The organism is Rhizobium sp. NLR16a (assembly GCF_017948245.1).
GTDB lineage: Bacteria > Pseudomonadota > Alphaproteobacteria > Rhizobiales > Rhizobiaceae > Rhizobium.
The window spans coordinates 1422044-1447927 of sequence record NZ_CP072865.1 but is presented as its reverse complement, the minus strand read 5'-3'; the positions used below and the strand labels follow the sequence as shown (position 1 = coordinate 1447927).

General features: G+C 60.7%; 25 protein-coding genes. 14 read left to right on the top strand and 11 right to left on the bottom strand.

From position 1 onward, the window contains the following. Nucleotides 1-136 precede the first annotated feature (136 nt). Entirely contained in the window at nucleotides 137-964 is an 828-nt protein-coding gene (locus J7U39_RS06885; protein ID WP_210631613.1) for a VCBS domain-containing protein, read from the bottom strand. A 257-nt stretch (nucleotides 965-1221) separates the two neighbouring features. Between J7U39_RS06885 and J7U39_RS06880 the strand changes: the two genes are divergently transcribed. Both J7U39_RS06880 and J7U39_RS06875 read left to right on the top strand, forming a co-directional pair. After that, nucleotides 1222-2829 (top strand): fumarate hydratase, encoded by a 1608-nt coding sequence (locus J7U39_RS06880; RefSeq protein WP_210631068.1) that lies wholly within the window; start codon nucleotides 1222-1224, stop codon nucleotides 2827-2829. A 615-nt stretch (nucleotides 2830-3444) separates the two neighbouring features. After that, nucleotides 3445-4512 carry a GGDEF domain-containing protein gene (locus J7U39_RS06875; protein ID WP_210631067.1) on the top strand — a complete coding sequence of 356 codons (1068 nt, stop codon included), beginning with the start codon at nucleotides 3445-3447 and terminating at the stop codon, nucleotides 4510-4512. A gap of 180 nt (nucleotides 4513-4692) precedes the next feature. Here J7U39_RS06875 and J7U39_RS06870 read toward each other — a convergent pair whose 3' ends face one another. Both J7U39_RS06870 and J7U39_RS06865 read right to left on the bottom strand, forming a co-directional pair. Next, nucleotides 4693-5304: a pyridoxamine 5'-phosphate oxidase family protein gene (locus J7U39_RS06870; RefSeq protein WP_210631066.1), complete on the bottom strand. Its 612-nt coding sequence runs from the start codon at nucleotides 5302-5304 to the stop codon at nucleotides 4693-4695. Nucleotides 5305-5340: 36 nt separating this feature from the next. Beyond that, a complete protein-coding gene (locus J7U39_RS06865; RefSeq protein ID WP_210631065.1) occupies nucleotides 5341-6315 on the bottom strand; it encodes an alpha/beta fold hydrolase in 975 nt (324 codons plus the stop codon). A gap of 47 nt (nucleotides 6316-6362) precedes the next feature. Between J7U39_RS06865 and J7U39_RS06860 the strand changes: the two genes are divergently transcribed. Beyond that, nucleotides 6363-6830, top strand: a complete 468-nt coding sequence (locus J7U39_RS06860) for a MarR family transcriptional regulator (RefSeq protein ID WP_210631064.1) — start codon at nucleotides 6363-6365, stop codon at nucleotides 6828-6830. Between the two features lie 3 nt (nucleotides 6831-6833). On the opposite strand, the gene J7U39_RS06855 is transcribed toward J7U39_RS06860, so the two are convergent. Both J7U39_RS06855 and J7U39_RS06850 read right to left on the bottom strand, forming a co-directional pair. Then, nucleotides 6834-8024, bottom strand: coding sequence for a low temperature requirement protein A (locus tag J7U39_RS06855; RefSeq protein ID WP_210631063.1), 1191 nt, complete (start codon nucleotides 8022-8024; stop codon nucleotides 6834-6836). Nucleotides 8025-8052: 28 nt separating this feature from the next. After that, nucleotides 8053-8427 (bottom strand): DUF971 domain-containing protein, encoded by a 375-nt coding sequence (locus tag J7U39_RS06850; protein WP_210631062.1) that lies wholly within the window; start codon nucleotides 8425-8427, stop codon nucleotides 8053-8055. A gap of 181 nt (nucleotides 8428-8608) precedes the next feature. On the opposite strand from J7U39_RS06850, the gene moaA reads away from it, so the two are divergent. Continuing rightward, complete coding sequence (gene moaA / locus J7U39_RS06845; RefSeq protein ID WP_210631061.1) at nucleotides 8609-9655, top strand: GTP 3',8-cyclase MoaA; 1047 nt, start codon at nucleotides 8609-8611, stop codon at nucleotides 9653-9655. 142 nt (nucleotides 9656-9797) lie between these two features. Here moaA and J7U39_RS06840 read toward each other — a convergent pair whose 3' ends face one another. Then, on the bottom strand, nucleotides 9798-10583 hold the full coding sequence (locus J7U39_RS06840) for a methyltransferase domain-containing protein (RefSeq protein ID WP_210631060.1): 786 nt from the start codon (nucleotides 10581-10583) through the stop codon (nucleotides 9798-9800). 115 nt (nucleotides 10584-10698) lie between these two features. Between J7U39_RS06840 and J7U39_RS06835 the strand changes: the two genes are divergently transcribed. Genes J7U39_RS06835 through J7U39_RS06825 form a run of 3 tightly spaced genes read left to right on the top strand, consistent with a single transcriptional unit; the run spans nucleotide 10699 to nucleotide 13658 of the window. Then, nucleotides 10699-11835, top strand: coding sequence for an ABC transporter substrate-binding protein (locus J7U39_RS06835; protein ID WP_210631059.1), 1137 nt, complete (start codon nucleotides 10699-10701; stop codon nucleotides 11833-11835). A gap of 6 nt (nucleotides 11836-11841) precedes the next feature. Continuing rightward, complete coding sequence (locus tag J7U39_RS06830; RefSeq protein WP_210631058.1) at nucleotides 11842-12912, top strand: iron ABC transporter permease; 1071 nt, start codon at nucleotides 11842-11844, stop codon at nucleotides 12910-12912. Beyond that, a complete protein-coding gene (locus tag J7U39_RS06825) occupies nucleotides 12906-13658 on the top strand; it encodes an ABC transporter ATP-binding protein (protein ID WP_210631057.1) in 753 nt (250 codons plus the stop codon). Before J7U39_RS06830 ends, J7U39_RS06825 begins: the two co-directional genes overlap by 7 nt. A 51-nt stretch (nucleotides 13659-13709) precedes the next feature. On the opposite strand, the gene J7U39_RS06820 is transcribed toward J7U39_RS06825, so the two are convergent. The 4 genes from J7U39_RS06820 to J7U39_RS06805 all read right to left on the bottom strand — a co-directional run bounded on the left by J7U39_RS06820 (nucleotide 13710) and on the right by J7U39_RS06805 (nucleotide 17980). After that, complete coding sequence (locus J7U39_RS06820) at nucleotides 13710-14660, bottom strand: sugar-binding transcriptional regulator (protein WP_210631056.1); 951 nt, start codon at nucleotides 14658-14660, stop codon at nucleotides 13710-13712. Nucleotides 14661-14681: 21 nt separating this feature from the next. After that, the gene (locus tag J7U39_RS06815; protein WP_210631055.1) at nucleotides 14682-16148 is read right to left on the bottom strand and encodes an FGGY-family carbohydrate kinase; all 1467 of its coding nucleotides are present in this window, start codon (nucleotides 16146-16148) and stop codon (nucleotides 14682-14684) included. Nucleotides 16149-16214: 66 nt separating this feature from the next. Continuing rightward, complete coding sequence (locus tag J7U39_RS06810; protein ID WP_210631054.1) at nucleotides 16215-17171, bottom strand: transketolase family protein; 957 nt, start codon at nucleotides 17169-17171, stop codon at nucleotides 16215-16217. Next, nucleotides 17171-17980, bottom strand: a complete 810-nt coding sequence (locus tag J7U39_RS06805; protein WP_210631053.1) for a transketolase — start codon at nucleotides 17978-17980, stop codon at nucleotides 17171-17173. The genes J7U39_RS06810 and J7U39_RS06805 overlap by 1 nt, the downstream gene beginning before the upstream one ends. 211 nt (nucleotides 17981-18191) lie before the next feature. Between J7U39_RS06805 and J7U39_RS06800 the strand changes: the two genes are divergently transcribed. The 6 genes from J7U39_RS06800 (at nucleotide 18192) to J7U39_RS06775 (ending at nucleotide 23596) form a co-directional block, all read left to right on the top strand. Then, nucleotides 18192-19172: an ABC transporter permease gene (locus J7U39_RS06800; protein WP_097612907.1), complete on the top strand. Its 981-nt coding sequence runs from the start codon at nucleotides 18192-18194 to the stop codon at nucleotides 19170-19172. Between the two features lie 116 nt (nucleotides 19173-19288). After that, on the top strand, nucleotides 19289-20218 hold the full coding sequence (locus J7U39_RS06795; protein WP_003540275.1) for a sugar ABC transporter substrate-binding protein: 930 nt from the start codon (nucleotides 19289-19291) through the stop codon (nucleotides 20216-20218). A gap of 26 nt (nucleotides 20219-20244) precedes the next feature. Beyond that, nucleotides 20245-21723: a sugar ABC transporter ATP-binding protein gene (locus J7U39_RS06790; RefSeq protein WP_210631052.1), complete on the top strand. Its 1479-nt coding sequence runs from the start codon at nucleotides 20245-20247 to the stop codon at nucleotides 21721-21723. Nucleotides 21724-21847: 124 nt separating this feature from the next. Next, nucleotides 21848-22636: an SDR family oxidoreductase gene (locus tag J7U39_RS06785; RefSeq protein ID WP_210631051.1), complete on the top strand. Its 789-nt coding sequence runs from the start codon at nucleotides 21848-21850 to the stop codon at nucleotides 22634-22636. Between the two features lie 26 nt (nucleotides 22637-22662). Continuing rightward, nucleotides 22663-22827, top strand: a complete 165-nt coding sequence (locus tag J7U39_RS06780; RefSeq protein ID WP_210631720.1) for a hypothetical protein — start codon at nucleotides 22663-22665, stop codon at nucleotides 22825-22827. After that, complete coding sequence (locus J7U39_RS06775; protein ID WP_210631050.1) at nucleotides 22814-23596, top strand: glucose 1-dehydrogenase; 783 nt, start codon at nucleotides 22814-22816, stop codon at nucleotides 23594-23596. The genes J7U39_RS06780 and J7U39_RS06775 overlap by 14 nt, the downstream gene beginning before the upstream one ends. A gap of 288 nt (nucleotides 23597-23884) precedes the next feature. Here the strand turns inward: J7U39_RS06775 and J7U39_RS06770 are convergent, their stop codons facing one another. Further along, entirely contained in the window at nucleotides 23885-24652 is a 768-nt protein-coding gene (locus tag J7U39_RS06770; protein WP_210631049.1) for an SDR family oxidoreductase, read from the bottom strand. Nucleotides 24653-24968: 316 nt separating this feature from the next. Here J7U39_RS06770 and J7U39_RS06765 point away from each other — a divergent pair, with 316 nt between their 5' ends. Further along, nucleotides 24969-25877, top strand: a complete 909-nt coding sequence (locus J7U39_RS06765) for a DMT family transporter (protein WP_210631048.1) — start codon at nucleotides 24969-24971, stop codon at nucleotides 25875-25877. The last annotated feature ends 7 nt before the right edge of the window (nucleotides 25878-25884 follow it).

Here is a 25884-nt window from a genome sequence, read left to right as displayed (position 1 = left end):
AAGCTTGGCACTTGCTCCCTCATTCCTGTGACGAGCACAGGAATGAGGGGGTGAGTAAGCGCCCCCATATTTCTTGCCATTGCGGTCGCCCCCTGCTGGCATCGGACGGGGAACCCCGCACGACATCAGACAAGCCTCAAACCAACAGCGAAAAATTGTCCATCACCACAGAATTGCCCATGAAGTCGAAGCGGATTTCTTCGATGTCTTCGAGATTGACCTCGAGATTGGGCCCGGTAACCTCGAGCTCCTGTTGATAGACGATCTGGCCGTCGTTCAGGGCAGTGAGCGTCAGATGAAAGGGCGATGCCGACAGTTCGGCGATCGAGACGCTCTGAAAGGTGAACTCCCCGCCATCGACCATTTTCAAGCTTACGGGCGCCGAGCCGGGGGATAAAACGGTGTCGCTGAAACCGTCTTCGGTGATGGCGTCGACGCCCGGAATGGTATCGTAGACAATGCCGTTCAGAAGCGTCACATCGTGGCTGCCGTTCACGGAGAGCGCAAAGCCCCGATAATTGGGGAGAGAGAAATTATCCGCCCTCGATAAGACGCCCATATCATCGAAATCCAGGACTTCGTGGTATTTTTCGCCTTCGTTGACGCCGTCGATCGCAAGGGTCAACACGCCGAGGTCCGTGCCCCCCGAGCCGTCGGACATCTTGTAACTCAGTTTTTCGATGAGCTGATCGGACTTCCCTAAATTCTTCACCACATCCAGCGTGGTATCCAGCTCATATGTGAAGTGACCGTCAGGCTTCACCTTGAAGGTTCCGTACTTGCCCTGAATGATCGTTTCGTGGTCAGGCCCATGTTTGGCGTCGATACGGACGCCATTGACGAAGCGAACATACATGTCCGCACCTTCGGGATCGCTGGCGAGGCGCAGCAGATCGCCCCTGATCCAGTCATGTTCGAAAAAAACCAGAAGGTCGTCGACAGCAGTTGGCTTTGCATTTGTCATTGGAAGCCCCGGCAGGTTAACGCTGCCGAGAATATGAACTGGGCTTGAATTGAAGGCAACCTGAAGTCGGTTGTTTCGCGACAAATGTCGAGTTCGCCATTGTTTCACTCGCTTATTGCGTGCAACGGGCGGGTTGCAAAACGTGGCACGACATGGCTCCAACTCCACACTCCGCCGTTCCCAATTGCATTTGCATCGCAGCAGATTTAGACCGGTTCCAATTTCAGCGACGCACGCCCACCAGAAAGGTCACTTGGATGGCTGACGATCTCTTCCCCCTCGGCGAGGATGCCACCCCCTACCGCAAGATCAGCAGCGACTACGTCTCGGCCGACAGCTTCAAGGGTCAGGAAATTCTGACGGTCGATCCCGAGGGCATCCGGCTGCTTGCCGAAACCGCCTTTGCCGACATCAACCACCTGCTGCGCCCCACGCATCTGAAGCAGCTTGCCGCCATCCTCGACGACCCTGAAGCGACCGACAATGATCGTTTCGTCGCCTACGATCTGCTGAAGAACGCCAATATCGCCGCCGGCGGCGTGCTTCCGATGTGCCAGGACACCGGCACGGCGATCATCATGGGCAAGAAGGGCCGCAGGGTCTGGACGGAGGGCGGTGATGCGGCGGCGCTTTCGAAAGGCGTGCTCGACGCTTATGAAAAGAAGAACCTGCGTTATTCGCAGCTCGCGCCGATCAAGATGTTCGAAGAGAAGAACACCAGGAACAACCTGCCGGCTCAGATCGATATTTATCAGGAAGGCACCGACTCTTACGACTTCCTCTTCGTCGCCAAAGGTGGCGGTTCGGCCAACAAGACATTCCTCTATCAGGGCACGCCCTCGCTCCTGACCCATGACCGGATGATCGACTTCCTTAAGGAGAAGATCCTGACGTTGGGGACGGCAGCCTGTCCCCCCTACCATTTGGCGATCGTCATCGGCGGCACCTCGGCCGAGATGAACCTGAAGACGGTCAAGCTCGCCTCGACCCGTTATCTCGACGCGCTGCCGACCGAAGGCTCCGAGAGCGGGCATGCCTTCCGCGACGTCGAAATGGAAAAGGAAATCCACAAGCTGACGCAGCAGATGGGCGTCGGCGCCCAGTTCGGCGGCAAGTATTTCTGTCATGACGTGCGTGTCATCCGCCTGCCCCGCCACGGCGCCTCGCTGCCGATCGGCCTCGGCGTCTCCTGTTCCGCCGATCGCCAGGCCAAGGGCAAGATCACGCGCGACGGCATTTTCGTGGAGCAGCTCGAAACCGATCCGTCGAAATACATGCCCGAGATCGACGAGGCGAAACTGTCGGAATCGACCGTGCATATCGACCTCAACAAGCCGATGGCCGAAGTGCTCACCGAACTCTCCAGGCATCCGGTCAAGACGCGCCTTTCGCTGACCGGCACCATTATCGTCGCCCGCGACCTCGCTCATGCCAAGATCCGCGATCGCCTGGAAAAGGGCGATGGCATGCCCGATTACCTGAAAAATCACCCGGTCTACTATGCCGGTCCCGCCAAGACACCGGCCGGCTATGCCTCCGGCTCCTTCGGCCCAACGACGGCCGGCCGCATGGACAGCTACGTCGACCAGTTCCAGTCCTTCGGCGGCTCGCTGGTGATGCTCGCCAAGGGCAACCGATCGCGCGCCGTGCGCGAAGCCTGCAAGAAACATGGCGGCTTCTACCTGGGTTCGATCGGCGGCCCCGCCGCCCGTCTCGCCAAGGACTGCATCCGCAAGGTCGAAGTGCTGGAATATCCCGAGCTCGGCATGGAAGCAGTCTGGAAGATCGAGGTGGAAGATTTCCCCGCCTTCATCGTCATCGACGATAAGGGCAATGATTTCTTCCAGGAATTGAATTTGGGATAATCGTCTGGTGTGGTCTTCGAAGGCAGGTGAAGGGCAACTGACGGCTTGCCGTTAAGCCCCTGTCCGCCCGCCGGAGAAGGTGCCGCACGCCTTTCAGATATTTGCGCGCTCACTGAATATCTCCAGCGCTTGTCACATCTCCATCATCACCCACCCCAGGATCTCCGTCCGAATGCGCAAGGCGAGATCGGTGTGCTCCAGCAGCACGGCGCCCCCTGCGAAGACGGTGAAAACGAGGATGGCGAAGAAATGGCGCGGGACCTTTCCATAATCTCACGTCCTGATTTTCTGGCAGTATTTCGGGTTTGCCGGTGAAAATTGTCATTCCGCAATATGCATACGAAATAGGAGACAACCAAACTTGCTGTCGACAAGATGAATACGATCTTCAACCAGAAAAGATGCGTAAGTTTTTTAAATACGCCTCCCGCGCAACGGGTATACACTGTCCCGATGAAGATGCATTTTTCCATGAAGAATCAGAGACCTGCCTGAAGTACAGACCCACTGCGAAGTTTTCATATGTAATCTTTGGTATATATCGCTTTAATCTTTTCCCAAGAAATTTAAGCTAACAAATAAATATTGCCTTCGAAAAAATGAGGAGTTTGCCGGATGAATACGGCTGTCGCGCCCAAGGTGCAGGTTCCCGACGTAGCGGGCCAGATCACCTATGCCATGCGCTCGATGGGCGTTGCGCCGATACCCCGCAATTACGAACTCTTCTACGAAGCCTATATCGGCTCCAATCCGGCCCTCACCCGCGAACTCGCAGCTCTCGGCAGCCAGGCGACACAGGCCGAACTCGATGCGCTGGGCGCGCAGTATTTCACCAGCACCCCCGTACGCGTTTTCGACGATGCCCATACGCGCATATCAGGCGAACTCGACGGCCTGCTGCGGATACTGAGGCAGGAGCAAAGTTCGCTCGAAAGCTATACAAGGCTGCTCGGCGAGACTCATAAGCGCATCACCTCCAAAAGCAATGCCAGCGTCGAGCTGATCGAAAGCGCTATCGAACTTTTGAGCCAGGCGACCGGCGATACCATGGCGCATGGCGAACGTACCGTCGAGGACGTTGTCCAGCGCTCGCAGGAGATGGACCAGGTCCGCAAGGAACTCGACGAATACAAGCGCATTGCCAACACCGATTCGCTGACGCGCCTTTCCAACCGTCGCGCCTTCGACGACCGGCTGGCAGCGGTCTTCAACAATCCCGGCATGCGGCCGATAACGGCCCTGCTGCTCGCCGACATCGACAATTTCAAGAAGATAAACGACACCTACGGCCATCCTGTCGGCGACAAGATCCTGGCCACCGTCGCTTCCGTCATCCGCAGCAATGTCCGGCGAGATGTCTTTGTCGCCCGTGCCGGCGGCGAGGAATTTGCCCTGATCATCGAGGGCAACACGGCCGAGGAAGTGACGGCGATCGCCGAACGCATCCGCCGCACGTTGGAAACCACGCCGTTCAAGAATTCCCGGACCCGGGTGAATTACGGCCCGATCACTGTTTCGATCGGCATCTGCATGGCCTCGAATGCCGAGGATGCCGGCGAACTCTACAGCAAGACCGACATCGCGCTGTACGGCGCCAAGCACGCCGGCCGCAACTGCATCGTCCTCTATCAGGATGGCATGCAGAAGGACTTCAGCAAGAGCTGGCTGATCTACAAGGCTTGACGCTGAACCCTCATGATAGGGCACGCTGTCGCCACTAGGTGACAACCCTTCTTTCGTCATGCTCGGGCTTGTCTCGAGCATCTGCCGCCAGTGCAGCAGCTCCTCGGCAAAGGCCAAGGATGACGTCGATTAAAGGGCGAGCTTTGTCAAAACTGCACCGTCGCAATGAGATGACAGTGTTTACCACATCGTCTTCGCCGCCCGTCCCGGCCATTCCCGGTCGTAGGTTTCCTGATCGAAATCGCTGACGGCGGCCTTCAGCATCTGGCCCGGCGTCGGCAAGTTCGCCGGATCGGTGAAATGCGCAGCGTTCCACAGTTCGGCCCGCATCACCGCTCGCGCGCACTGGAAATAGACCTCGTCGATCGAGATGACGACGACGGTGCGTGGATGTTTGCCGTCCATTTCGAAACTCGAAAGCAGTATCTCGTCATTTGAAACGACACCGCGGCCATTGATACGCATCGTCGTGTTCGAGCCGGGGATCAGAAACATCAGCGCAAGCCGAGGGTCGCGCACGATGTTGGAGAGCGAATCCACGCGATTGTTGCCGCGCCAATCCGGCAGATGCAGCGTCTCGTCGTCGACAACGCGAACTACGCCACCGAGATCGCCGCGTGGCGAACAATCGAGCCCTTCCGGGCCTACGGTCGCCAGTGCCGCAAACGGCGAGCTTTCGATCATCTGGCGATAGAGCGGCGTCAGCCGCTGGGTCACCTTGTCGACCGAGGCCTGCGACAGCCCGGCGCCATAGATCGTATTGAGCTCTTCGATGCTGCTGATGATTTTCATGAAGCGTCCCGCCGCGGCTGATCTTTGCCACGGACGCTACAATGCTGCGCGCCTCGCCGGAAGCTCAAAAAACGGAATGATCTCTGCATCTTTTTTGATGCTTTCGCCGGCGTCCTCGTCCGCGTCGCCTTTAAGAAAAGCCGCGATCGCACCGAGCACGGGAGCCGCGCCGACGATGCGCCGGTGACCGAAGCCGTTCGCCCAGAACAGCCGCACAGTCTCGCCCGCCGCGTCATAACGCCTGGCGTGGGCCGGCGACACCTCTTTGTCGTCCTCGGCGTGGATGACGAGCACAGGCCAACCAAGCATGCCGGCCGTCTCGCTAGCCTCGAAATCCTCGAGTCTCCGCCCAGTGACACGATGGACTTCATTCTCCAGCGCAGCCTGCGCAGCCGGGTGAAGCCCGATCATCCGGCCGAAATCGGTAAAGAGCCAGGCCATGTCGCTCGGCGCGCCGATCAGCACCAGTCGCTCGCAGATGGCCGGCGCCGCATCGGGAATCAGGCCTGCCGCCGAGACCATCAGTACTGCGCCCCCGAAGGAATGGCCGATTGCAGCGTCGAATGCACCGAACCGCTCTCCTGCCGCTGCGACTGCCTGGACAGCAAGTCCCATATGTAGGAAGCGCCCGCCCGCCCGCCCGTGACCGGGAAAATCGAGCGCCACCACCTCGGCGCCCGTCGCCGCCAGCACCGAAACGAGATCTGTCATATAGACGGCGCTCGAGCCCCAGCCATGTGTGACGAGGTAGCGCTTGCGCTGGCCGATTGGCCCGCCGTTCAGGCGATAAGCATGCGCCTTGGCGCCGCCGGCGAGCCTGAGCACGAAACGTTCCGCGCCGGCAAGCCGCGCCGCACCAGCAGCATACGCTGCCTTCGCCTTTTCGCCCGTCGGCCGTCGCGATGGTGTGCGGCAGAACAGCAGGAATGCCGCCCTGCCCGCCAGCCGCGGCGAAATCGTCTGCAGAAGCCGGAATCCGAGGCGGGTGACCTTAAGCGCGAAATTTGCCATAGTGGGAATCCAAAAGACTGTTCAACACTGAACAATAAAGTACAACGATGAACAAAAATCAATCCCTTCCCTGGGATCATCCGCGTTTTCGCAGCTGGATTGCGGTGGCGCGCGCCTGTCAGCTCATGCAACAGTCCCTGGCGCGCTCGCTTGCCGATCTCGACATCAAGCCGCCGCATCTCGATATCCTCGTGAATCTCTACCGTTTCGAGGCCATCTCGCAGCAGGAACTGGCGCGCAAGCTCCTCGTCGGCCGCTCCAATATGAGCATGCTCTTACCGCAGATGGAAAGGCGCGGGCTGATCGAGCGGCGCGGCGACGAGCGTGACAAGCGGGTGCTGCGCCTTTATCTCACCGGAGAAGGCCGCAAAGTAACCGAGGCAGCGATGGCGATCCAGACCGATCTCATCGAGCGCACGCTCTCCGACGAGCCGATCGAGCAATGCACGGCGACCGCCACCTCGATGGAGCGCATCATCGCCGTGCTGCTGAAAGATCTGCGCGACGACGGGTGATGATCAATGCAGCGACGGTGCCGTCGACGCGCCGCTCAGCGATCGGTACTCCCAGGCGGCGACGATGATCAGCACCAGCGTCGCCAGAATGCCCAGCAGATAGATCTCGATGAAGGGGGCCACGAAGGCCAGCAGGACCACAAGCACGAGGCCCGCAAGATGCGACAGCGGTATCTGACCGCTAGTCGCGCCCTTGAACCAGAGATTGCCGACGAGGAACAGGCCGGAGCCGCCGAGCACCGCCGCGGCGACGCCGAAATCGCCCGTCTCGTGCGGATGCGAGAACATGAATTCGACCGCCACCGCATGCACGATGATGCCGGCCAGAATCGGAATATGCCCATAGGTGAAGGCCTGCCGGGCCAAGGCACCCGGCGTTTCCTCATGCTCAATGCGATGAGCGGCGCGCCCGTGGCCGAAGCGGAAATAGAGCCACCACATGGTGACGGTGCCAACAAAGCCGGTGACGAAGACGATGCTCGTCAGTCCTGAGATCGGCAACTCGGAAAAGGTACGGCCGGAAACGAGGATCGCTTCGCCGAGGCAGATGATAACGAAGAGCGCGCAGCGCTCCGCCATGTGCGCGCCGGACACGTCCCAGTCGCTTGGAACCGAACGGCCGAGCCCCGGCACTGCAAAGCCTGCGGCTGGCCCGGCATATTCAATAGCAAGCGCAATCATCCAGACAATCAACCTGGCTTCATGCTCGAGCAAGCCACCGGCGATCCAGAAGACGCCGGCCGCCGCTAGCCAGCTTGTGATGCGCACGAAATTCAGCGTATTGGCCCGGTCGACGCGGGTCATCGCATAGGTCGTAAACAATGAGCGTCCGACCTGCATCGCCGCATAGGCCCCGGCAAAGAGCAATCCCTTGCCTCCGAAGGCCTCGGGGATGGAGGCGGAAAGCACCAGCCCGAGCATCATCAGCACCACCAGCATGCCACGCACCGGCATCCTGTCGGGATCGAGCCAATTCGTCACCCAGGCGGTGAAGATCCACACCCACCAGACGGCGAAGGTCATCAGCGCCGCTTCGACGGCGCCGAGCGGCGTATAATGAGCGGCGAGCGCATGCGAAAGCTGCGAGATCGAAAAGACGAAGACCAGGTCGAAGAACAGTTCAAGGAAGGTCACCTTGCTGCCGGCGGCGCTGCCCTTGGCGCGCAGCCAGTTCTTCCTATTCGTTTTCGCCATGTGTCCCCCGGTAGCCATGTATTGAAATTCAGCGCGGCTTTTCCGCCGTGTCGCGGTTCATGCCCTTTTCCCGAAGCTCGTCCTCATAGGCCGAAAACAGCTCTGCCCCCCGTTCGCCCAGTTCGCGCAGGTAGGTCCAAGTGTAGATGCCGGTATCGTGCATGTCGTCGAAACCGATTCGAACCGCATAATTGCCGGTCGGCGTCATCGAGATGATCGCGACATTGCGTTTGCCCGGCACCGTCACCTTCTGTCCCGGCCCGTGGCCCTGCACCTCGGCAGACGGTGACAGAACGCGCAGGAGTTCGGCCGAAAGATCGAATCTCTGGCCGTCGTTGAAGGTCACCACCAGCCGCTGCCGGTCCTTTGAAACGCGAAGTTCGCTCGGCCAGATATCGTTCATCTCTATCACCCTCTTTCCCTTGGAGAAGTAGGCGTTCGGCTTTTTCGAGGCAAGCGCAAATTAGCGTGTGCGAAATCCGTTTCCCTTGACGGGGCAATCACATATGCACAAATAGAAACATGTCGCTTGAAAACGGCCGGGGTTCGGCTTGGCGCGCTACAATCGCGCCGCGGAGGAATTGGTGAATACGAGAGTGGGAACGATAGGCAGCGCATCGCCGCTCAAGGCAGATGCACATCCGATGATCGATCCTTTCGGCCGGACGGTCACCTATCTCCGCGTCTCCGTCACGGACCGCTGCGACTTCCGCTGCACCTATTGCATGGCGGAGAATATGACCTTTCTGCCGAAGAAGGATCTCTTGACGCTCGAAGAGCTCGACCGTCTCTGTTCCGCCTTCATCGCCAAGGGTGTCAGCAAGATCAGGCTGACCGGCGGCGAGCCGCTGGTGCGCAAGAACATCATGTATCTGGTGCGCAAGCTCGGCGAAAAGATCGGTTCCGGCCTCGACGAACTGACGCTGACGACCAACGGCTCGCAGCTTTCCCGCCATGCCGCCGAACTTTATGATTGCGGCGTGCGCCGCATCAACGTCTCGCTCGATACGCTCGATCCCGACAAATTCCGTAAGATCACCCGCTGGGGCGATTTCGACAAAGTCATGGAAGGCATCGACGCGGCGCAGAAAACCGGTCTGAAGATCAAGCTCAATGCCGTGGCGCTGAAGAATTTTAACGATGCCGAGGTTCCCGATCTCTTGCGCTTCGCCCATGGCCGCGGCATGGACCTCACCGTCATCGAAACCATGCCGATGGGCGAGATCGAAGAGGACCGCACCGATCAATACCTGCCGCTCTCCGAGCTGCGCGCCGATCTCGAACGTCAGTTCACGCTAACTGACATAGATTACCAGACCGGCGGCCCGGCGCGTTACGCCAGGGTTGCCGAGACCGGCGGCCGTCTCGGCTTCATCACACCGATGACCCATAATTTCTGCGAAAGCTGCAACCGCGTCCGGCTCACCTGCACCGGCACGCTCTATATGTGCCTCGGCCAGAACGACGCCGCGGATTTCCGCGCCGCACTCCGCGCCACCGAAGACGACGCCCTCCTCCACGCCGCCATCGACGAAGCCATCACCCGCAAGCCCAAAGGCCACGACTTCATTATCGACCGGACTCATAATCGTCCCGCTGTGGCCCGGCATATGAGTGTCACTGGCGGGTGATGTTTGACGAGAAAGCCCACCCCATCCACCCTCATTCCTGTGCCTGTCACAGGAATCCAATGCGCCCAAGTCTTTGGGCGCGAGAGAGTCCCTTCCTGTGATAGGGGTCATTCACGGCTGGCGGCGCTCAGCGCCCTCCACATCACCCAGGCTTACGCGCACAAATCGCAAACCGCTCCTGCATCATCCGCTCCAGCCCGCGCAGGAACGGCATCTTGCGCGCCTGCGCCCAATGAATATCGCCAAGCTTGCGGTCGACCACAATCTCCACGAAGCCGGCCTTGCTGAGAAGATCGACGATCGCTTCGGCCGGCATCTCGTGGGAAAAGTGCACGCGGGAGCGGATACTCTGGTGCCGTGCCATCATCTCCGGTGACATGTGGCTTGCCGCCGGTTTGCCCGTCACCTTTGTCCAAAACTTCTGCAGGCTCTTCACCCAGGTTTCCCGGCCCATATTGCCGTCGACGATCAGCACCTTGCCGCCCGGCTTCAGCACTGAAAACCATTCCTTGAAGGCCGAAGCCGGGTCCACCAGCGTCCAGACGAGATGGCGGTTGGTGATGGCGTCGTAGCTATCCTTCGGCTCCATGGTGTTTTCAGCGTCGCCGGAGACGAAGCGGATATCGGTACCGCGCTTCTTCGCCTTGGCGCGCGCCTGCGCCAGCATCGCATCCGACCAGTCGAGCCCCGTCACCTTGAAGCCGGCATCATTCATCAGATGCGAAATGACGGCCGTGCCGCAGGCAAGGTCGAGCGCCGCGCGCCCCTGCCCCTCGCCGAGATGCTTTCGGATCAGCCGCCGCCAGCCCTTCCGTTCCGCTTCGGAAAAGATTTCATGGCCGACGCTTTGATCGAAGGTCGCCGCTCTTTCCGACCAGAAATCGCGGATTTCATCGCGGATCGTGTAGTTCGTGTTCATGGAATTCATCGCAGGCACCCCCGGGTCGTATCAGTTTGGAAATGCTCTAAAACATATAACTTGATTCACAAAGTCATATTTCTTATGCCTGCGGACATTATTCAGACGTCAGGGGAATTTCCAGATGAATTTCGTGAAAATGCTCGCAGTTTCCGCAGCTGCGATTGCCGGCTTGATGCCGCTTTCGGCGCCCGCCCAGTCCTTTACCATCAAGGATGTGGCTGGCCGCGAAGTCAGCTTCGACAAGCCTGTCGAACGTGTGATCCTTGGAGAAGGCCGCATGCTCTACGCCGTCGCGCCGATCGAGAAGGAAGATCCCTTCGCCAAGATCGTCGGCTGGCGCAACGATCTCTGGACCACCGACAAGGACGGCTTCACCGCCTATGTCGAGAAGTTTCCCAAGGGCAAGGACCTGCCCTTCCTCGGGAACCTGACCGACGGCACGCTGCAGACCGAAGCGGTCGTCAAGCTTCACCCGGACGTGCTGCTTCTGCCGATCGGCAACAAGACGGCGGCTGACGAAGTGAAGCTCGAGGAGATGCTCTCCGGCATCGGAGTGAAGATCGTCTACATCGATTTCCGCGAGCATATTCTCGCCAACACCGAGCCGAGCCTGAAGATTCTCGGCAAGCTCTTCGGCCATGAGGACCGTGCCGAGGCTGTCGCCAGCTTCTGGAAGGAACAGATGGCGCGCGTCACCGACAGGCTGAAGGCGGCCAATCCGCCGAAGCCTGGTGTTTTCATGTATCGCGCCGCCGGCCTGGTGGAATGCTGCGGCACATTCGGCCCGGATAATTTCGGCCTGATGGTCGATTTGGCCGGCGGCCACAATCTCGGCTCCGATTTCCTGCCCGGTTATACCGGCTCCATCAATGCCGAACAGGTCGTCGCCTCCAATCCCGAGGTCATCGTCGTCACCGGCTCCAACTGGAGCCAGACCAAGAATGCCAAGGATTATGTCAATGTCGGCCCGAATGCCACAGCCACCATCGGCGACAGCCGCAAGGCGCTGATCACGCTGATGGAAAACCCCGCTTTCACCGGCTCCAGGGCGGTGGCCGGCGGCAATGTTCATGCGATCTGGCACCAGTTCTATACCAGCCCCTACCAGTTCGTCGCCGTCCAGCAACTGGCCAAATGGCTCCACCCGAACCTCTTTGCCGATCTCGATCCCGATGCCACCTTCAAGGAATTCCACGAAAAATTCCTGCCGGTCGCCTATCAGCCGGGTTACTGGCTCGACGCCAGGATCGGACAGTAAATCGCTATGGCCGAGATTGCCGCACATTCGATCGACGTGGAAGCAGGGAGGGAGCGCTACCGCGCTCTCGCCCGGCGCAAGCTGCTGATCCTTTTCGCCATGACGGCAGCGCTCTGCCTGTCCTTCGCCGTCGATCTCGCCTGGGGGCCGGCTCGCTACAGTCTCGGCGACGTCGTCTCCGCCCTCCTCGACCCCGCCTCCGTTTCCGATCAGATCCGCGCCGTCGTCTGGGGCATCCGCATGCCGGTTGCCATCATGGCGATCGTCGTCGGCGCGTCGCTCTCCGTCGCCGGCGCGCAGATGCAGACGATCCTCGCCAATCCGCTCGCCAGCCCGTTCACCTTGGGCATTTCGGCGGCGGCAAGCTTCGGCGCGGCCCTGGCGATCGTCACCAGCGTTCCGCTTCTGCCCGTTGCTGCCGGCCTGCTGGTGCCGGTCAATGCCTTCATCATGGCGCTGATCGCCACGCTGTTCATACATTTCGTCTCGCAGGCCCGCGGGGTCTCGGTACAGACGGTGGTGCTGCTCGGCATCGCCCTGGTCTTCACCTTCAACGCCGCCCTCGCCTTCCTGCAATATCTCGCTTCCGAACAGGCACTGTCGGCGGTCGTCTTCTGGACGATGGGCAGCCTCACTAAGGCGACGTGGCCGAAGATCTGGGTGACGCTCGCCGTACTGCTGGCTGCCCTTCCGCTCTTTGCCCGCAATGCCTGGGCGCTGACCGCCATCCGCCTCGGCGAGGACAAGGCCGCAAGCTTCGGCGTCAATGTCCGCCGCATCCGGCTGGAAACCATGCTCGTCGTCTCGCTGCTTGCCGCCGTGCCGGTCAGCTTCGTCGGCACCATCGGCTTCGTCGGCCTCGTCGGGCCGCACATCGCCCGCATGATCCTCGGCGAGGACCAGCGCTTCTTCCTGCCGGGCTCGATCCTTTCGGGCGCACTGCTGCTGTCGCTGACCTCGATCGTCTCGAAATCGATCATCCCAGGCGTCGTCTTCCCGATCGGCATCATCACCGCACTCGTCGGCGTGCCCTTCTTCTTTTCGCTCATCCTCTCGAACAGGAGCCGATCATGGTAGCGCTTCATTTGCAGTCGGTCGGCGCCTATCACGGCCGCAAGCTTTTTGTCGAAGATGTGACGACGCCGGTGATGACATCGGGCGAGTTGATCGCGGTGATCGGCCCGAACGCCGCCGGCAAGTCGACGCTCTTCAAGCGCATCACCGGCCTGCTCAAGGGCCCGGGCCGTGTCGTCGTCGAAGGCTCAAGGGCGAAAAACGCCATCAGCTACATGCCGCAGGATACCTCCGCCAATGCGGTGCTGACCGTCTACGAATCCATCCTGCTCGCCCGCAAGCAGGGCCAGTCCTGGGCCATCGGCGATGGCGACCTGCGCTTCATCGACGAGATCATGGCAGCGCTCGATATCACTTTGCTCGCCTTCCGCGATCTCGGCGCGCTCTCCGGCGGCCAGCGCCAGCTCGTCTCGATCGCCCAGGCGCTGGTGCGCGAGCCCGAAATCATGCTGATGGACGAACCCACAAGCGCCCTCGACCTGCACCGCCAGATCGAAGTCCTCGATTTCATGCGCCGCCGGGCGCGTGCCAAAGGCATGCTCGTCCTGATCGCCATCCACGACCTCAACCAGGCGCTGCGCTTCGCCGACAAGGTGATGGTCATCGCCAACGGCCGCATGCGCGCCTGCGGCGCGCCGAGAGATGTGGTCACTGCGGAGATGCTGCGGGAGATTTACAGGGTCGAAGCCCGGATCGAGAAATGCTCGCTGGACCACGACCATGTCATCGTCGATGGGACGGCGCATTGACTCAGGGGAGCGAAGCCTTGAAGGACGAGGCGGGCCTTCCGCCCTACCCCATCAATCGGTCAGTCGCTGCGCGGTAAACTTGTCAGTCACAAGCATATCGATCACCCCGACGCGCAGCGCGCCGGCGATCGCCTCGGTCTTCTTGGCGCCACCGGCAAGGGCAATGACCCGGTCCACCCGTTCGAGATCCTCAAGCGGAAGCCCTATCACCCGATCATCAAGCGGTGTCTTGACCGGCTTGCCGTTCCTATCGAAGAAGCGAAGCGAAATATCGCCGACGGCTCCCGCTTCCGCGAGATCGGAGAGTTCGCGGGCCGAAAAAATGTTGCCGGAACGCGCAAGAAGTTCGGATGGTTCGACGGCGCCGATGCCGACGATCGCAAGCGTTATGCTGCCGAAGAGGTCCATCGTCTCGCGGACGTACGGATCGGACTGCATCAGAAGTTTTGCCTCCCTTGACGTCGTCACGCCCTGCACGGGAAGCAGTTTCGGCTCGGCCCCGGTCAGCCGTGCAAGCCGCGTGGTCAGCTGCGTCGCATGCGTCTGCACCGAAGGATCTCCCATGCCTCCAAGGGTCTGGACGACGTATTTCGCCTGGGCGCTTTTCTGAGGATGAATGTTCTCGACCATCTTGAAAATGGTCTGGCTCCAGCTCGAAACGCCGATGATCTCACCCGGCGCAAGCGTCACCTCCAGGAGATGAGCCGCTGCCTCGCCGATACGGGCCATGATGGCGCCGTCCCGATCTTCCGTGCACTCGACGACGATCGCCTCCGGCAGATCGTATTTCTCGCGAAGCGCCGCCTCGAGCTCGCTATAGGTGCCGACGGGAGGGATCACACTGGTTCTGACGATATCTTCAGCCTCGGCGCGCTTCAGCATGCGCGACACCGTCGCCTGCGACAAGCGAAGGTGCTCCGCGATCTCCGCCTGTCGCCGTCCCTCGATATGGTACATCTGGGCGACCCTTGAAATGAGGCGGAGTTCGTTGAGGCGAGTCATCGCTAATCCCAGATTGAATTTTTATTCACCTTTAGCCTTTGTTTCGCGGAACGTCGAGCGGACGAGCGCATCATTCCAGCGATCGAGAAGTCCCGCCCGATCGAGGGATTGCGGCTCGATAATCTCGGTGTTTCGCGGCAGCTCCGCGACAATCTGAAGATCGCCCCACAGACCGAGTGACAGCCCCGCCAGATAGGCCGCGCCCAACGCCGACGCCTCGGGTGCCTCGCATTGGATCACCGGATGTTCGATAAGGTTGGCGACGCACTGCATCAGGAAGCGGTTCCGGCTCGGGCCGCCATCCACATAGAGCGCGCCAAGCGCGCCGCCGCTCTGCGTCCGCATGGCCGCGATCACGTCATGCACCTGCAGGGCGATGGAGTCGGTCACCGACCGGGCCATTTGCGCGCGTGTCGTATTGAAGTTGATCTGGGAGAACAGGGCTCGGGCGTCGGCATTCCAGTAAGGTGCCCCCAGTCCCACGAATGCCGGCACGAAGCCAGGCCCGCCCGGCTCGGCGCTCGCTGCAAGTTCGACGAGCGCCGCCACATCCGCAAGGCCGAGAATATCGGCCATCCAGGGAAGACTGGCGGCGCAAACGAGAATATTGCCTTCGAAGGCGAAAGTCGGCCTCCCCCCGATACGCCACGCGACGGTTGTTGTCACGCCGTTACGCGGGGGAATGAAGTGCGGAAGCGTCGTCATGACCGACGAGCCGGTCCCGAAGGTCACCTTGCCGTCGCCCGGCTTGAATGCCCCATGACCGAACAGGGCGGCGTGGCTGTCTCCGATCGCGGCCATGATGGGGGTGCCGTCCGGCACACCCGGCAACCCTTGCGTTCTGCCGAAATCGGCCGAGCTGTCGAGCACCTCGGGCAGCAGCGCGATATCGACGCCGAAAATCTCGCCGAGTTCCTCGCTCCATCTCTGCTCCTTCAGATCGAACAACTGGCTCCTGGCGGCATTCGACGCGTCGCAGGCATGCCGGCGCCCGCCCGTCAGGCAGTGGACGAGCCAGCTGTCGATCGTTCCCAGCCGCACCGATCGCCCAGCCGGAACCCGGTCGAGCAGCCAGCGGAATTTCGAACCTGGGAACATCGCATCCAATGGCAGGCCGGTGAGCGCCTGCACCCGGTCAAGCTGGCCTTCGGCAATCAGACGTTCGCAATCCTGCGCCGTTCGGCGGCACTGCCAGCTGACCACCGGCCCAAGAGCCTCTCCAGTATCGGCGTCCCAGGCAGTGACGGACTCGCGCTGGTTGGAAACGGCCACGGCCTCGATCGTCACATCGCGACCGGCCGTCAGGCAGGCGTCGACCGCCTCGCAGACCGAGGCGTAGAGCCGGCGTGGGTCTTGTTCGACCCAGCCCGGCTTCGGATAGGAGATGCCGACCGGCGCCGAACCTCTGCCGACGATTTCTCCGTTCTCGGAAACCAGAACCGCCTTCGAATTGGTCGTGCCCTGGTCGATTGCCAGAATTGCCCGCATTCTATCCTCCCCGGATCAAGTGACGGCCGAAACGGCAAAAACGTTTCGGCCGGTCGCTGGATCCTATTACTTGCGCTTGATCAGCGCTTGCGCGGCGTCGGCGATTGCGAAAGGCGCCATCCCGAATTCGTCGAGCAGGAATTCTGCCGATCCGGTCGGGGCGTAGACGCCGGGAACGCCGAGACGCTTCATCGGCACCGGCGCATTGTCGACCACCACTTCGGCGACGGCGGAGCCGAGCCCGCCAAAGATCGAATGCTCTTCGGCTGTGACGATCGCCCCGGTCTCCCTGGCAGCAGTGATGATAGCCTCCTCGTCGATGGGACGAACCGTTGCAAGGTTGAGTACTCTGGCATTGATGCCGCGCTCAGCGAGGATTTCGGCCGCCTTGAGAATGCGATGGGTCAAAGTGCCGTTGGCGATCAGGGTGACGTTGGAACCCTGGCGAAGGAGATTTGCCTTGCCAAGTTCGAACTTATGGCCTTCCGGAAGCAGGTCGGGCACGCCGACCCGTGACAGACGCAGGAAACAAGGCCCGTCATAGGTCGCGGCCCAGGCAACGGCAGCAGCGGTTTCGATGCGGTCACAAGGCGCAATGACCGGAAGATTGGGCAGGACCCGTGTCCAGGCGAAATCTTCGATCGAGTGATGGGTCGGGCCGAGCTCGCCATAGGCCATGCCGGAGGAGATGCCGACCAGCTTGACGTTGGCGTTCGAGTAGGAAATGTCGGCCTTGATCTGCTCGAGCGACCGCCCGGTGAGAAATGGAGCGGCGGCGCAGACGAACGGAAGCCGTCCGCCATTGGCGAGCCCTGCGCCGACGCCGACCATATTCTGCTCTGCGATGCCGACATTGACGAGGCGTTCGGGAAATTTGGACTTGAAGCCGCCGAGCTTGGACGAACCGACAGAGTCGTTGCAGACGGCAACGATCGTTTCGTTTTCAGCGGCCAGCCGCTCAAGCGTGGCGGCGAATGCGTCGCGGCAATCATAGAGCTTGGGAGGGTTGATTGGCGCGTTCATTACAGTGCCTCCGACAATTCTGCCAATGCGATTTCGTATTGTTCTTTGCTCGGCACCTTGTGGTGCCAGTCAACCCGGTCCTGCATGAACGAGATTCCATGGCCCTTGTTGGTATGGGCGACAATACAATGCGGTCTCGCCCCCCGGTGTTCGAGAGCAGGAACGATTTCGCTCATCGTGTTGCCGTTGATCTCGGTGACTTCCCAATCGAAGGCTTCAAGCTTCGGACGAAGCGGCGAGATATCGTTGGTTTCGGCCAGCGCCGCGCCCTGCTGGAACCTGTTGTGGTCGATGACCAGCGTCAAGTTGTCGAGCTTGAACTGGGCTGCCGCCATGATCGCTTCCCAGTTGGAGCCCTCCTGCATCTCGCCGTCACCGGTGACAACGTAGGTGTGAAATTTCGCACCCGAGAGCTTGGCCGCTTTCGCCATTCCGACTGCGACCGGGAGACCGTGGCCGAGCGGGCCGGTATTCGTTTCGACGCCCGGAACCTTGTTGCAGTTCGGATGTCCGTTCAGCCTCGAATGCGGCTGCAGGAAGGTGGAAATCTCCTCCTCCGGGATGAAACCGCGTTTTGCGAGTGTCACATAGAGGGCGCATGCCGTATGTCCCTTTGAGAGAACGAACCTGTCGCGGTCGGGATGTCTCGGCTGATCTGGCCAGACTTTCAGCACACGAAAATAGAGCGCCGTCAAAATGTCGATCACTGACATTTCCCCGCCAATATGGCCGGCGCCCGCTTCAAAGACCGCCTGAAGATCGCGCAATCGGATCTCGCGGGCGATGCGCTCAAGTTCTGTCGTATCCATCGATTCCTCGCGTGCATAAATATTCACTAATCAATATTTTTGCACAAGACTCTGATTAGTCAACCCCCTTGTACCAAGTACCACAGACATCCACCCGACGAAATCCTGTTGACAGCTGGAAAGCAAGTTGTTAATGAATTTTCCAGCAGGAGTGAATAATTATTCTAGCCTGAACAAATATCGGATACAGGCCTACGCAGAGGGAGGAGCAATGGTGGCGCTCGATATCAATGAACACAGGCTTTCGTCCGGTGCGTGGTTGAGCAAGCTCAAGGGAGCGACCGGCCCACTCGTCGGGCTGCTCGTGCTGTGCGTCTTTCTGAGCGTCAGCACAGACACGTTTCTTTCGGTTCGAAACGGCCTCAACATCCTCGACCAGATCACCGTTCTCGGCATCATGGCGGTCGGAATGACCTTCGTCATCCTGATCGGCGGCATCGATCTCTCCGTCGGCTCGGCACTCGCTTTGGCGATGATGGTCATGGGCTGGACTGCCAACGTCGCCGGCCTGCCGCTGCCGGTCGGGATCGCCTTTGCGCTGATCGCCTCGGCGGTATCGGGCCTGATCGTCGGACTGCTGGTGACGCAATTCAGGGTTCCGGCCTTTATCGCCACTCTGGCAATGATGTCGGCCGCCCGCGGCGTTGCAAACATGATCACCGATGGCCAGCAGATCGTCGGCTTCCCCGACTGGTTCATGATGCTGGCGATCGATCGCCATTTCGGCGTCATGACAGCCACGGTCTTTCTGATGCTGGCGGTGGTTCTTGCGGCCTGGCTTTTCCTGCACTTTCGGTCCGAAGGCCGGATGCTCTATGCGGTGGGCGGCAACGCCGAAGTCGCGCGCCTCGCCGGCATCAACGTTCCGCTGGTGACGATCGGCGTCTATGTCATGAGTGCCGTCCTTGCGGGGCTTGCCGGCGTCGTGCTCGCCGCCCGGCTGGATTCCGTCCAGCCGTCCAGTGGTCTGGGCTATGAGCTGGACACCATCGCTGCGGTCGTCATTGGCGGCACTTCGCTCTCCGGCGGCGCCGGCGGCATCGGCGGAACGCTGATCGGCGTTCTGATCATCGGTGTCCTGCGCAACGGTCTCAACCTTCTCAACGTCTCACCGTTTCTTCAGCAAGTGATCATCGGAATCGTCATCGTGCTTGCGGTCGGCGCGGAGACCATTCGGCGGCGTCGCGCCTGACGAGCGGGGTCCGCCGCGTTGGCGGACCCGGAATTCCGCCCCGGGCTTCGGGACGGATCAATACCCCGAGGGGGAGGACATACCCGAGGGTTCCATCAAACAACGGAGGAAATACAATGAAAATAGCGCGCACCATGCTCGCGTCTGCTGCACTGCTCGGCCTCATGCTTGGCCCCGTACACGCGGCGGAACTGAAGAAGCTCGGCCTCGCCGTTGCCAACCTTCAGGCAAACTTCTTCAACCAGATCAAGCAATCGGTCGAGGCCGAAGCCAAGAAGCGCGGCATCGAAGTCATCACGGTCGACGCAAAGGGCGACGGGCCGACACAGGTCAACCAGATCCAGGATCTTCTGACCCAGAAAATCGACGCTCTGATCTACATTCCGGCCGGTGCGGCGGCTGCGACCGTTCCGGTCAAGCTCGCAAAGAGCGCCGGCATCCCGGTCGTAAACGTTGACCGCAACGCCGAGGGAGCACCGGGCGATACATTCCTTGCGACGGACTCCGTCGCCTCTGCCAAGGCCGTCTGCGACTACATTCTGAAGGAAGCCGGCGGCAAGGGTAAGATGGTCATCATCCATGGCCAGAAGGGCACGACGCCGGAAGTTGATCGCTCGAAGGGCTGCGCTGAATCCCTGAAGGCATATCCTGATGTCAAGGTCGTCGCCGAGCAGTTCTCCAACATCTGGAGCCAGGACGAAGGCTTCCAGATCATGCAGAATATGCTGCAGGCAAATCCGGACGTTTCGATCGTGTTCGCACAGGCTGACGGTCTCGCCCTTGGCGCCGCCCAGGCGATCAAGGTCGCCAATCCGTCGCAGAAGATCGTGGTCGGCGGCTTCGATGGCGACACCGCAGCGCTCGAAGCCCTCAGCAAAGGTGTCTTCAACGTGACTGCGACGCAGCAGACGCAGAAGATGGGCCGCGATGCGGTTGAAAATGCCGCCAAGCTTGTCGCCGGAGAAAAGGTGCCGCCGGTCCAGCTCCTGGATGCCACGCTGACAACCAAGGAAAACGTGGCAGGCTTCATCGCCAACCATCCCTGATAAAGTAGGTCTTGAGGAGGTGTGCCGTGACTGATCCCGTTCTTTCCCTGAGGGGCATATCCAAGTGGTATGGGCCGCTCCAAGTTCTGAAGGATGTCAGCTTGGACGTCTATCCGGGCGAAGTGGTTGCACTTCTCGGTGAAAACGGAGCGGGCAAGTCGACGCTGTCGGGCATCATTGCCGGATCCCGCACGCCCTCCGAAGGATCGATGACATGGCTGGGGCAACCTTATGCCCCGGCCACCCCGAGGGAAGCGATCGACAAGGGCGTTGTCCTGATCCACCAGGAGCTGCAGCTTCTGCCGCAGCTGTCGATCGCAGAAAACGTCTTCATCGGACGCTGGCCGATGAAGAACGGCGCCGTCGACCGTGCCCAGATGGTTCGCCGGGCCCAAGACCAGCTCGCCCGCTTGAACCTTCACATACCCGCGACGCGGACGGTCGCCGGCCTCTCCACCGCAAATCAGCAACTTATCGAGATCGCCAAGGCGCTGGCTCTCAACGCAAAGCTGCTGATCCTCGATGAGCCGACAGCCGCCCTTGGCGGCGCAGAGACGGAAGCTCTGTTCGAACAGGTTCGCAAGCTTCGCTCGGAAGGCGTCGGCATCGTCTATATTTCCCACCGCATGGAAGAGATCAAGCAGATCACCGACCGCATCGTCGTTCTTCGTGACGGCGAGCGCGTGCAGGAATTCTCCGACAGCGCGACCCCGGTGCGAACGATCGTTGAGAGCATGGTCGGACGCCCGCTCGACCGCTTGTTCCCCACCCTGCCCGTTCCGACAGATCGTCCGGTGCTTCAAGTCTCCGGGTTGAGCTCGCCGGACGACTCCTTCCGTAACGTCACCTTCGAGGTGCGGGCCGGTGAAATTCTCGGCATCGCCGGCTTGGTCGGCGCCGGCCGCACCGAACTGGTGCGCGCAATTTCGGGCGCCGATCCGATCAGTGCCGGTTCGATCAAGCTGGAAGGCGAGGAACTCAGGCTGCGCGACCCGGCGGACGCGATCGCCAAGGGGATCGTGATGGTTCCGGAAGACCGCAAGGAGCAAGGCCTGATTGTCGGGCACCGGATCAGCGAGAACATTATCTACGCCAATCTCGACAAGCTGGGCGGTGGCTGGATCACACCGCGCCTCAAGCGCTCCTTTGCGGAAAAGGCGGTGGCCAAGTTCGGCGTCAAGGGCCGTGCCGAGCAATACGCCTCGGACCTTTCAGGCGGCAACCAACAGAAGGTCGTGATCGCCAAGTGGCTCATGCGCGATCCCAAGGTCGTCGTGCTTGACGAACCGACCAGAGGCATCGATGTCGGCGCTCGCGCCGGCATTTACGACATCATCGTCAATCTTGCCAAACAGGGCGTGGCGGTCATCGTCGTAAGCTCGGACCTCGAGGAAGTTCTCGGCGTCTCCAATCGCATTCTCGTGCTTGCACAAGGCAAGCAGGCGGGGATCCTCAATCGTGACCAGGCCAATGACGTTTCGGTCATGGAACTGGCTACCATCTAAAGCAATTCCAGCAAAAGTGTGCAGCGGTTTTGCGTTGGGAACTGTGTGAAAAAAAAGAGATAGAGCTTTTTCGAGATTCGAAGAAAAACGGAAATGCTCTGAACAGACAGAGAAAGGAAGAGCGGTGTCCGACATCACTCTGAACGCCCCTAAGCTTTTCGATCTCAGCGGTCAGGTTGCCATCGTTACCGGCGCCGGGAGCGGCATTGGGCAGCGAATTGCTATCGGCCTTGCGCAATGCGGCGCCAACGTGGCTCTGCTGGACCGCCGGACCGATGACGGACTGGCCAGGACGGCTGAACATATCCGCGCTGCCGGCTGCCGCTCGATCCAGATCGCGGCTGACGTTACCAACAAATCCTCCCTTGCAGATTCGGTCGCACGCACCGAAGCCGATCTCGGCGCTCTGACGCTTGCCGTCAATGCTGCCGGCATCGCCAACGCCAACCCGGCGGAAGAGATGGAGGAAGATCAATATCAGACGCTGATGGATATCAACCTCAAGGGCATATTCCTCTCCTGCCAGGCCGAGGCCCGTGCCATGTTGAAGAATGGACGCGGCTCCATCGTCAACATCGCCTCCATGTCCGGTGTGATCGTCAACCGCGGCCTGAGCCAGGCGCATTACAACGCCTCCAAGGCGGGCGTCATCCACATGTCGAAATCCCTGGCGATGGAATGGGTCGACCGCGGCATTCGCGTCAACACAATCTCCCCCGGATACACGGCAACGCCGATGAACACCCGTCCGGAAATGGTCCACCAGACCAAGCTCTTCGAAGAGCAGACGCCAATGCAGCGCATGGCAACGGTCGACGAGATGGTGGGTCCGGCGGTGTTCCTGCTGTCGAATGCAGCAAGTTTTGTAACCGGCGTCGATCTTCTCGTCGACGGCGGTTTCTGCTGCTGGTGATGCGATCAGAAGCCGGCAGTTGGAATATGAACGGTCTCGCTCCCTCCCTGGCTGAGATCGAGGCGCTGAAGGGACTAACGGGCATGATGACGTGCGATATCGTCGTCTGCCCGCCCTTCACGCCGGACAGCCGCTGCCGCGCCCATTTGCCGTCTATTGAAGGATGCGAGGAAAGCCATGAAACGCTTTGAGCAAAAGACTGTCGTCATTACCGGGGGCAGCCGCGGTATCGGCGCCGCGATCGCCAGGCGCTTTGCGCGCGAAGGCGCCAATCTCGTCGTCTCGGCCAATGAAGATCTGGTCCACGGTGTCGCCGAGCACATCAGAACCGAAGGCGGTAAGGCGATCTCTTTCGTGGGCGATGTCACCGACAAGGCGAGCGTCGTAGCGCTCTACGATGCGGCCGAAAAGGAATTCGGCACTGTCGACGTCTCGATCCAGAATGCCGGCGTCATCACCATCGCCCGTGTCGAGGACCTGACCGAAAATGAGTGGGACAAGGTCATGGCCGTCAACACCAAGGGCGTCTTCCTCTGCGCCCAGGAGGCCATTGCAAGAATGCGCAAGCAAAAGCGCGGCGGCCGCATTATCAACACCGCCTCCGGCCAGGCCCGCGACGGCTTCATCTACACCCCGCATTACGCCGCCTCGAAAATGGGCGTCGTCGGCATCACCCAGAGCCTGGCCAAGGAAGTCGCGACCGAAAACATCACCGTCAACGCCTTCTGCCCCGGCATCATTGAAACCGATATGTGGGCCTATAATGACCAGGCTTGGGGCAAACTGCTCGGCAACTATGCCCCCGGCGAACTGATGAAGGAATGGGTCGAAGGCATCCCGATGAAACGCGCCGGCTCCGGCGAGGACGTCGCCGGCCTGGTCACTTTCCTCGCCAGCGACGACGCCGCCTACATCACCGGCCAGACGATCAATGTCGACGGCGGGTTGATTATGTCTTAGGTGGCCTTGGGGCGGCATTGAAGCAGCCACTGCCTTTGGCTTCCCGCTCAAGGCGTCGTCGCTGACGCTCCTCACCCCCCTTATCCGCCCTACGGGCATCTTCTCTCCGCTGGGGCGAAGGGGGAGCAACACACGGTGGCCACACCTATCGCGACGTCTCAAATGGAGCGAGGCGCCGCCGCGATTCCGCTTCTCCCCAGCGGGGAGAAGATGCCGGCAGGCAGATGAGGGGGCGCACGGCACATGGCACATCTTTCATTGCCTGGGCAAAATGCCCCCTCACCCATCCTACGTCCGGCTGATCGAAACCCCACCATCCGCCAGCATCGCCGTCCCCGTCACGAAGCTCGACAGATCCGACGCCAGGAACAACGCCGCATTGGCGATCTCTTCAGGCTGCGCCATGCGCTTCAGCGCATGCAATCCTTCGACGAAGGCGAGCAGATCAGGCGTTGCATCCGGTGCATTGGTGATGCTGGCGGGCGTATCGGTGCCGCCGGGAAGGAGGGCATTGACGCGGATATTCTGCTGCCCGAGTTCGGCGGCGAGCACCTGCACGAGGCCGATCAGCCCCGCCTTGCTCGCCGCATAGGCGGCCATGCCGGGCATGCCGGCAGTGTGGCCGACGAAGGTGGAGGTGAAGATCAACGAACCGCCACCCTCACCCATCGCCGCCGACTGGTGCTTCGCGCCGAGGAAAGCGGCGGTGAGATTGGTCTCGATCGTCTCGCGCCAGCCCTCCAGCGACAATCCGGCAACCGGCCCCATCTCGCCGAGACCGCCGGCATTGTTGAAGGCGATGTCGAGCCCGCCGAAGCGCGAGACCGCCATGTCGGTAAGCCTTGCCTGCAGCACCTCGTCCCTGACATCGCCGGCAACGGCGACGGCTTCTCCACCCTCCGCTTCGATTTCGGCGACAACGGCGTCGAGTGCATCCTGCCGCCGGCCGTTGATCACCAGCTTCGCACCTTCCCGTGCAAAGACCTTGGCAGCCGCGCGGCCGATGCCCGAGCTTGCGCCGGTGACGATTGCGGTTTTTCCGTTCAGAAGTGTCATGTCGGTTCTCCTCGATTGTTGAGGCATCCCAGATCTCAGACATTCGGCGCTGCAGCCACCCGGTTCCTGCGCGCAACAACAAAGGCCCCGATGGCATATCGTCTCGGTCAGATCAGTTTCGTCGGGATCGCCGCATCCGACATGCCGGTTTCACCAGACAAAACCGCCGCTTGCTGTAGTTTCCACATAAGCGCCTGCCGTTACGTCAGCAGCTTTGTGCAGCGCACCATCGATTTATCCCAGGTGTGACATTCATCCGATTCCCTTCATGTATCTTCCCGACTAAGAAAGGGCGCACAGGTAAGGGAATCTCTTCATGCCGCGGTCACGCAATACTGAGGGCGCCATTTATATGAGCATGGCGATGGCCGGCTTTTCCGCGAGCGATGCCCTCTCCAAATCGGTGGTCGCCTATATGAATGCCGGCGAGATCATGTTCCTGCGCGGCCTCTTCACCAGCCTGCTCGTCTATCTGATCGCCAGGAAAATGGGCGCTCTGCGCTCCTGGCGTGTCGTGCTGCAGCCGGTTATCATCCTGCGCATCATCTGTGAGATGTTGTCCGCCGTCACCTATATCACCGCACTCGGCATGATGCCGATCGCCAATGCCTCGGCGATCCTGCAATCGCTGCCGCTGGTCGTCACCTTCGGTGCGGCGCTCTTCTTCCGCGAGCCCGTCGGCTGGCGGCGCTGGTCGGCGATAACAGTCGGTCTTGTCGGCGTCATGATCATCATCCGCCCCGGACCGGAAGGATTCACCGCTGCCGCCCTGCTCTGCGTCGGCGCGGTACTGACGACGGCCGGCCGCGATCTCGCTACCCGCTCCATCGATCCGAAGATTCCCTCGCTGATGATCACCGTCATCACCGCGACCTCCATCTCCTTTTTCGGCGCGCTTCTCATTCCCGTGCTTGGCAGTTGGCAGTCGGTCAGCGCGACCTCCCTTGGACATCTCCTGCTTGCCTCGGTGCTGGTGCTCGTCGGTTACCAGTCGGTGATCCTCGCCATGCGCACCGGGGAAATTTCCTTCGTCGCGCCCTTCCGCTATACCAGCCTGATCTTCTCCTCGCTGCTCGGCTTTTTCTTCTTCGCCGAAGTACCTGACAACTGGACGCTCCTCGGTGCCGCAATCGTCATCGCTTCCGGCCTCTATACGTTCTATCGTGAAGCCAAGCGCCGCGTGCCTCCGATCGCGCAGGAATCGGCGCCGCGCTCACCGGTTTGAGGCAGGA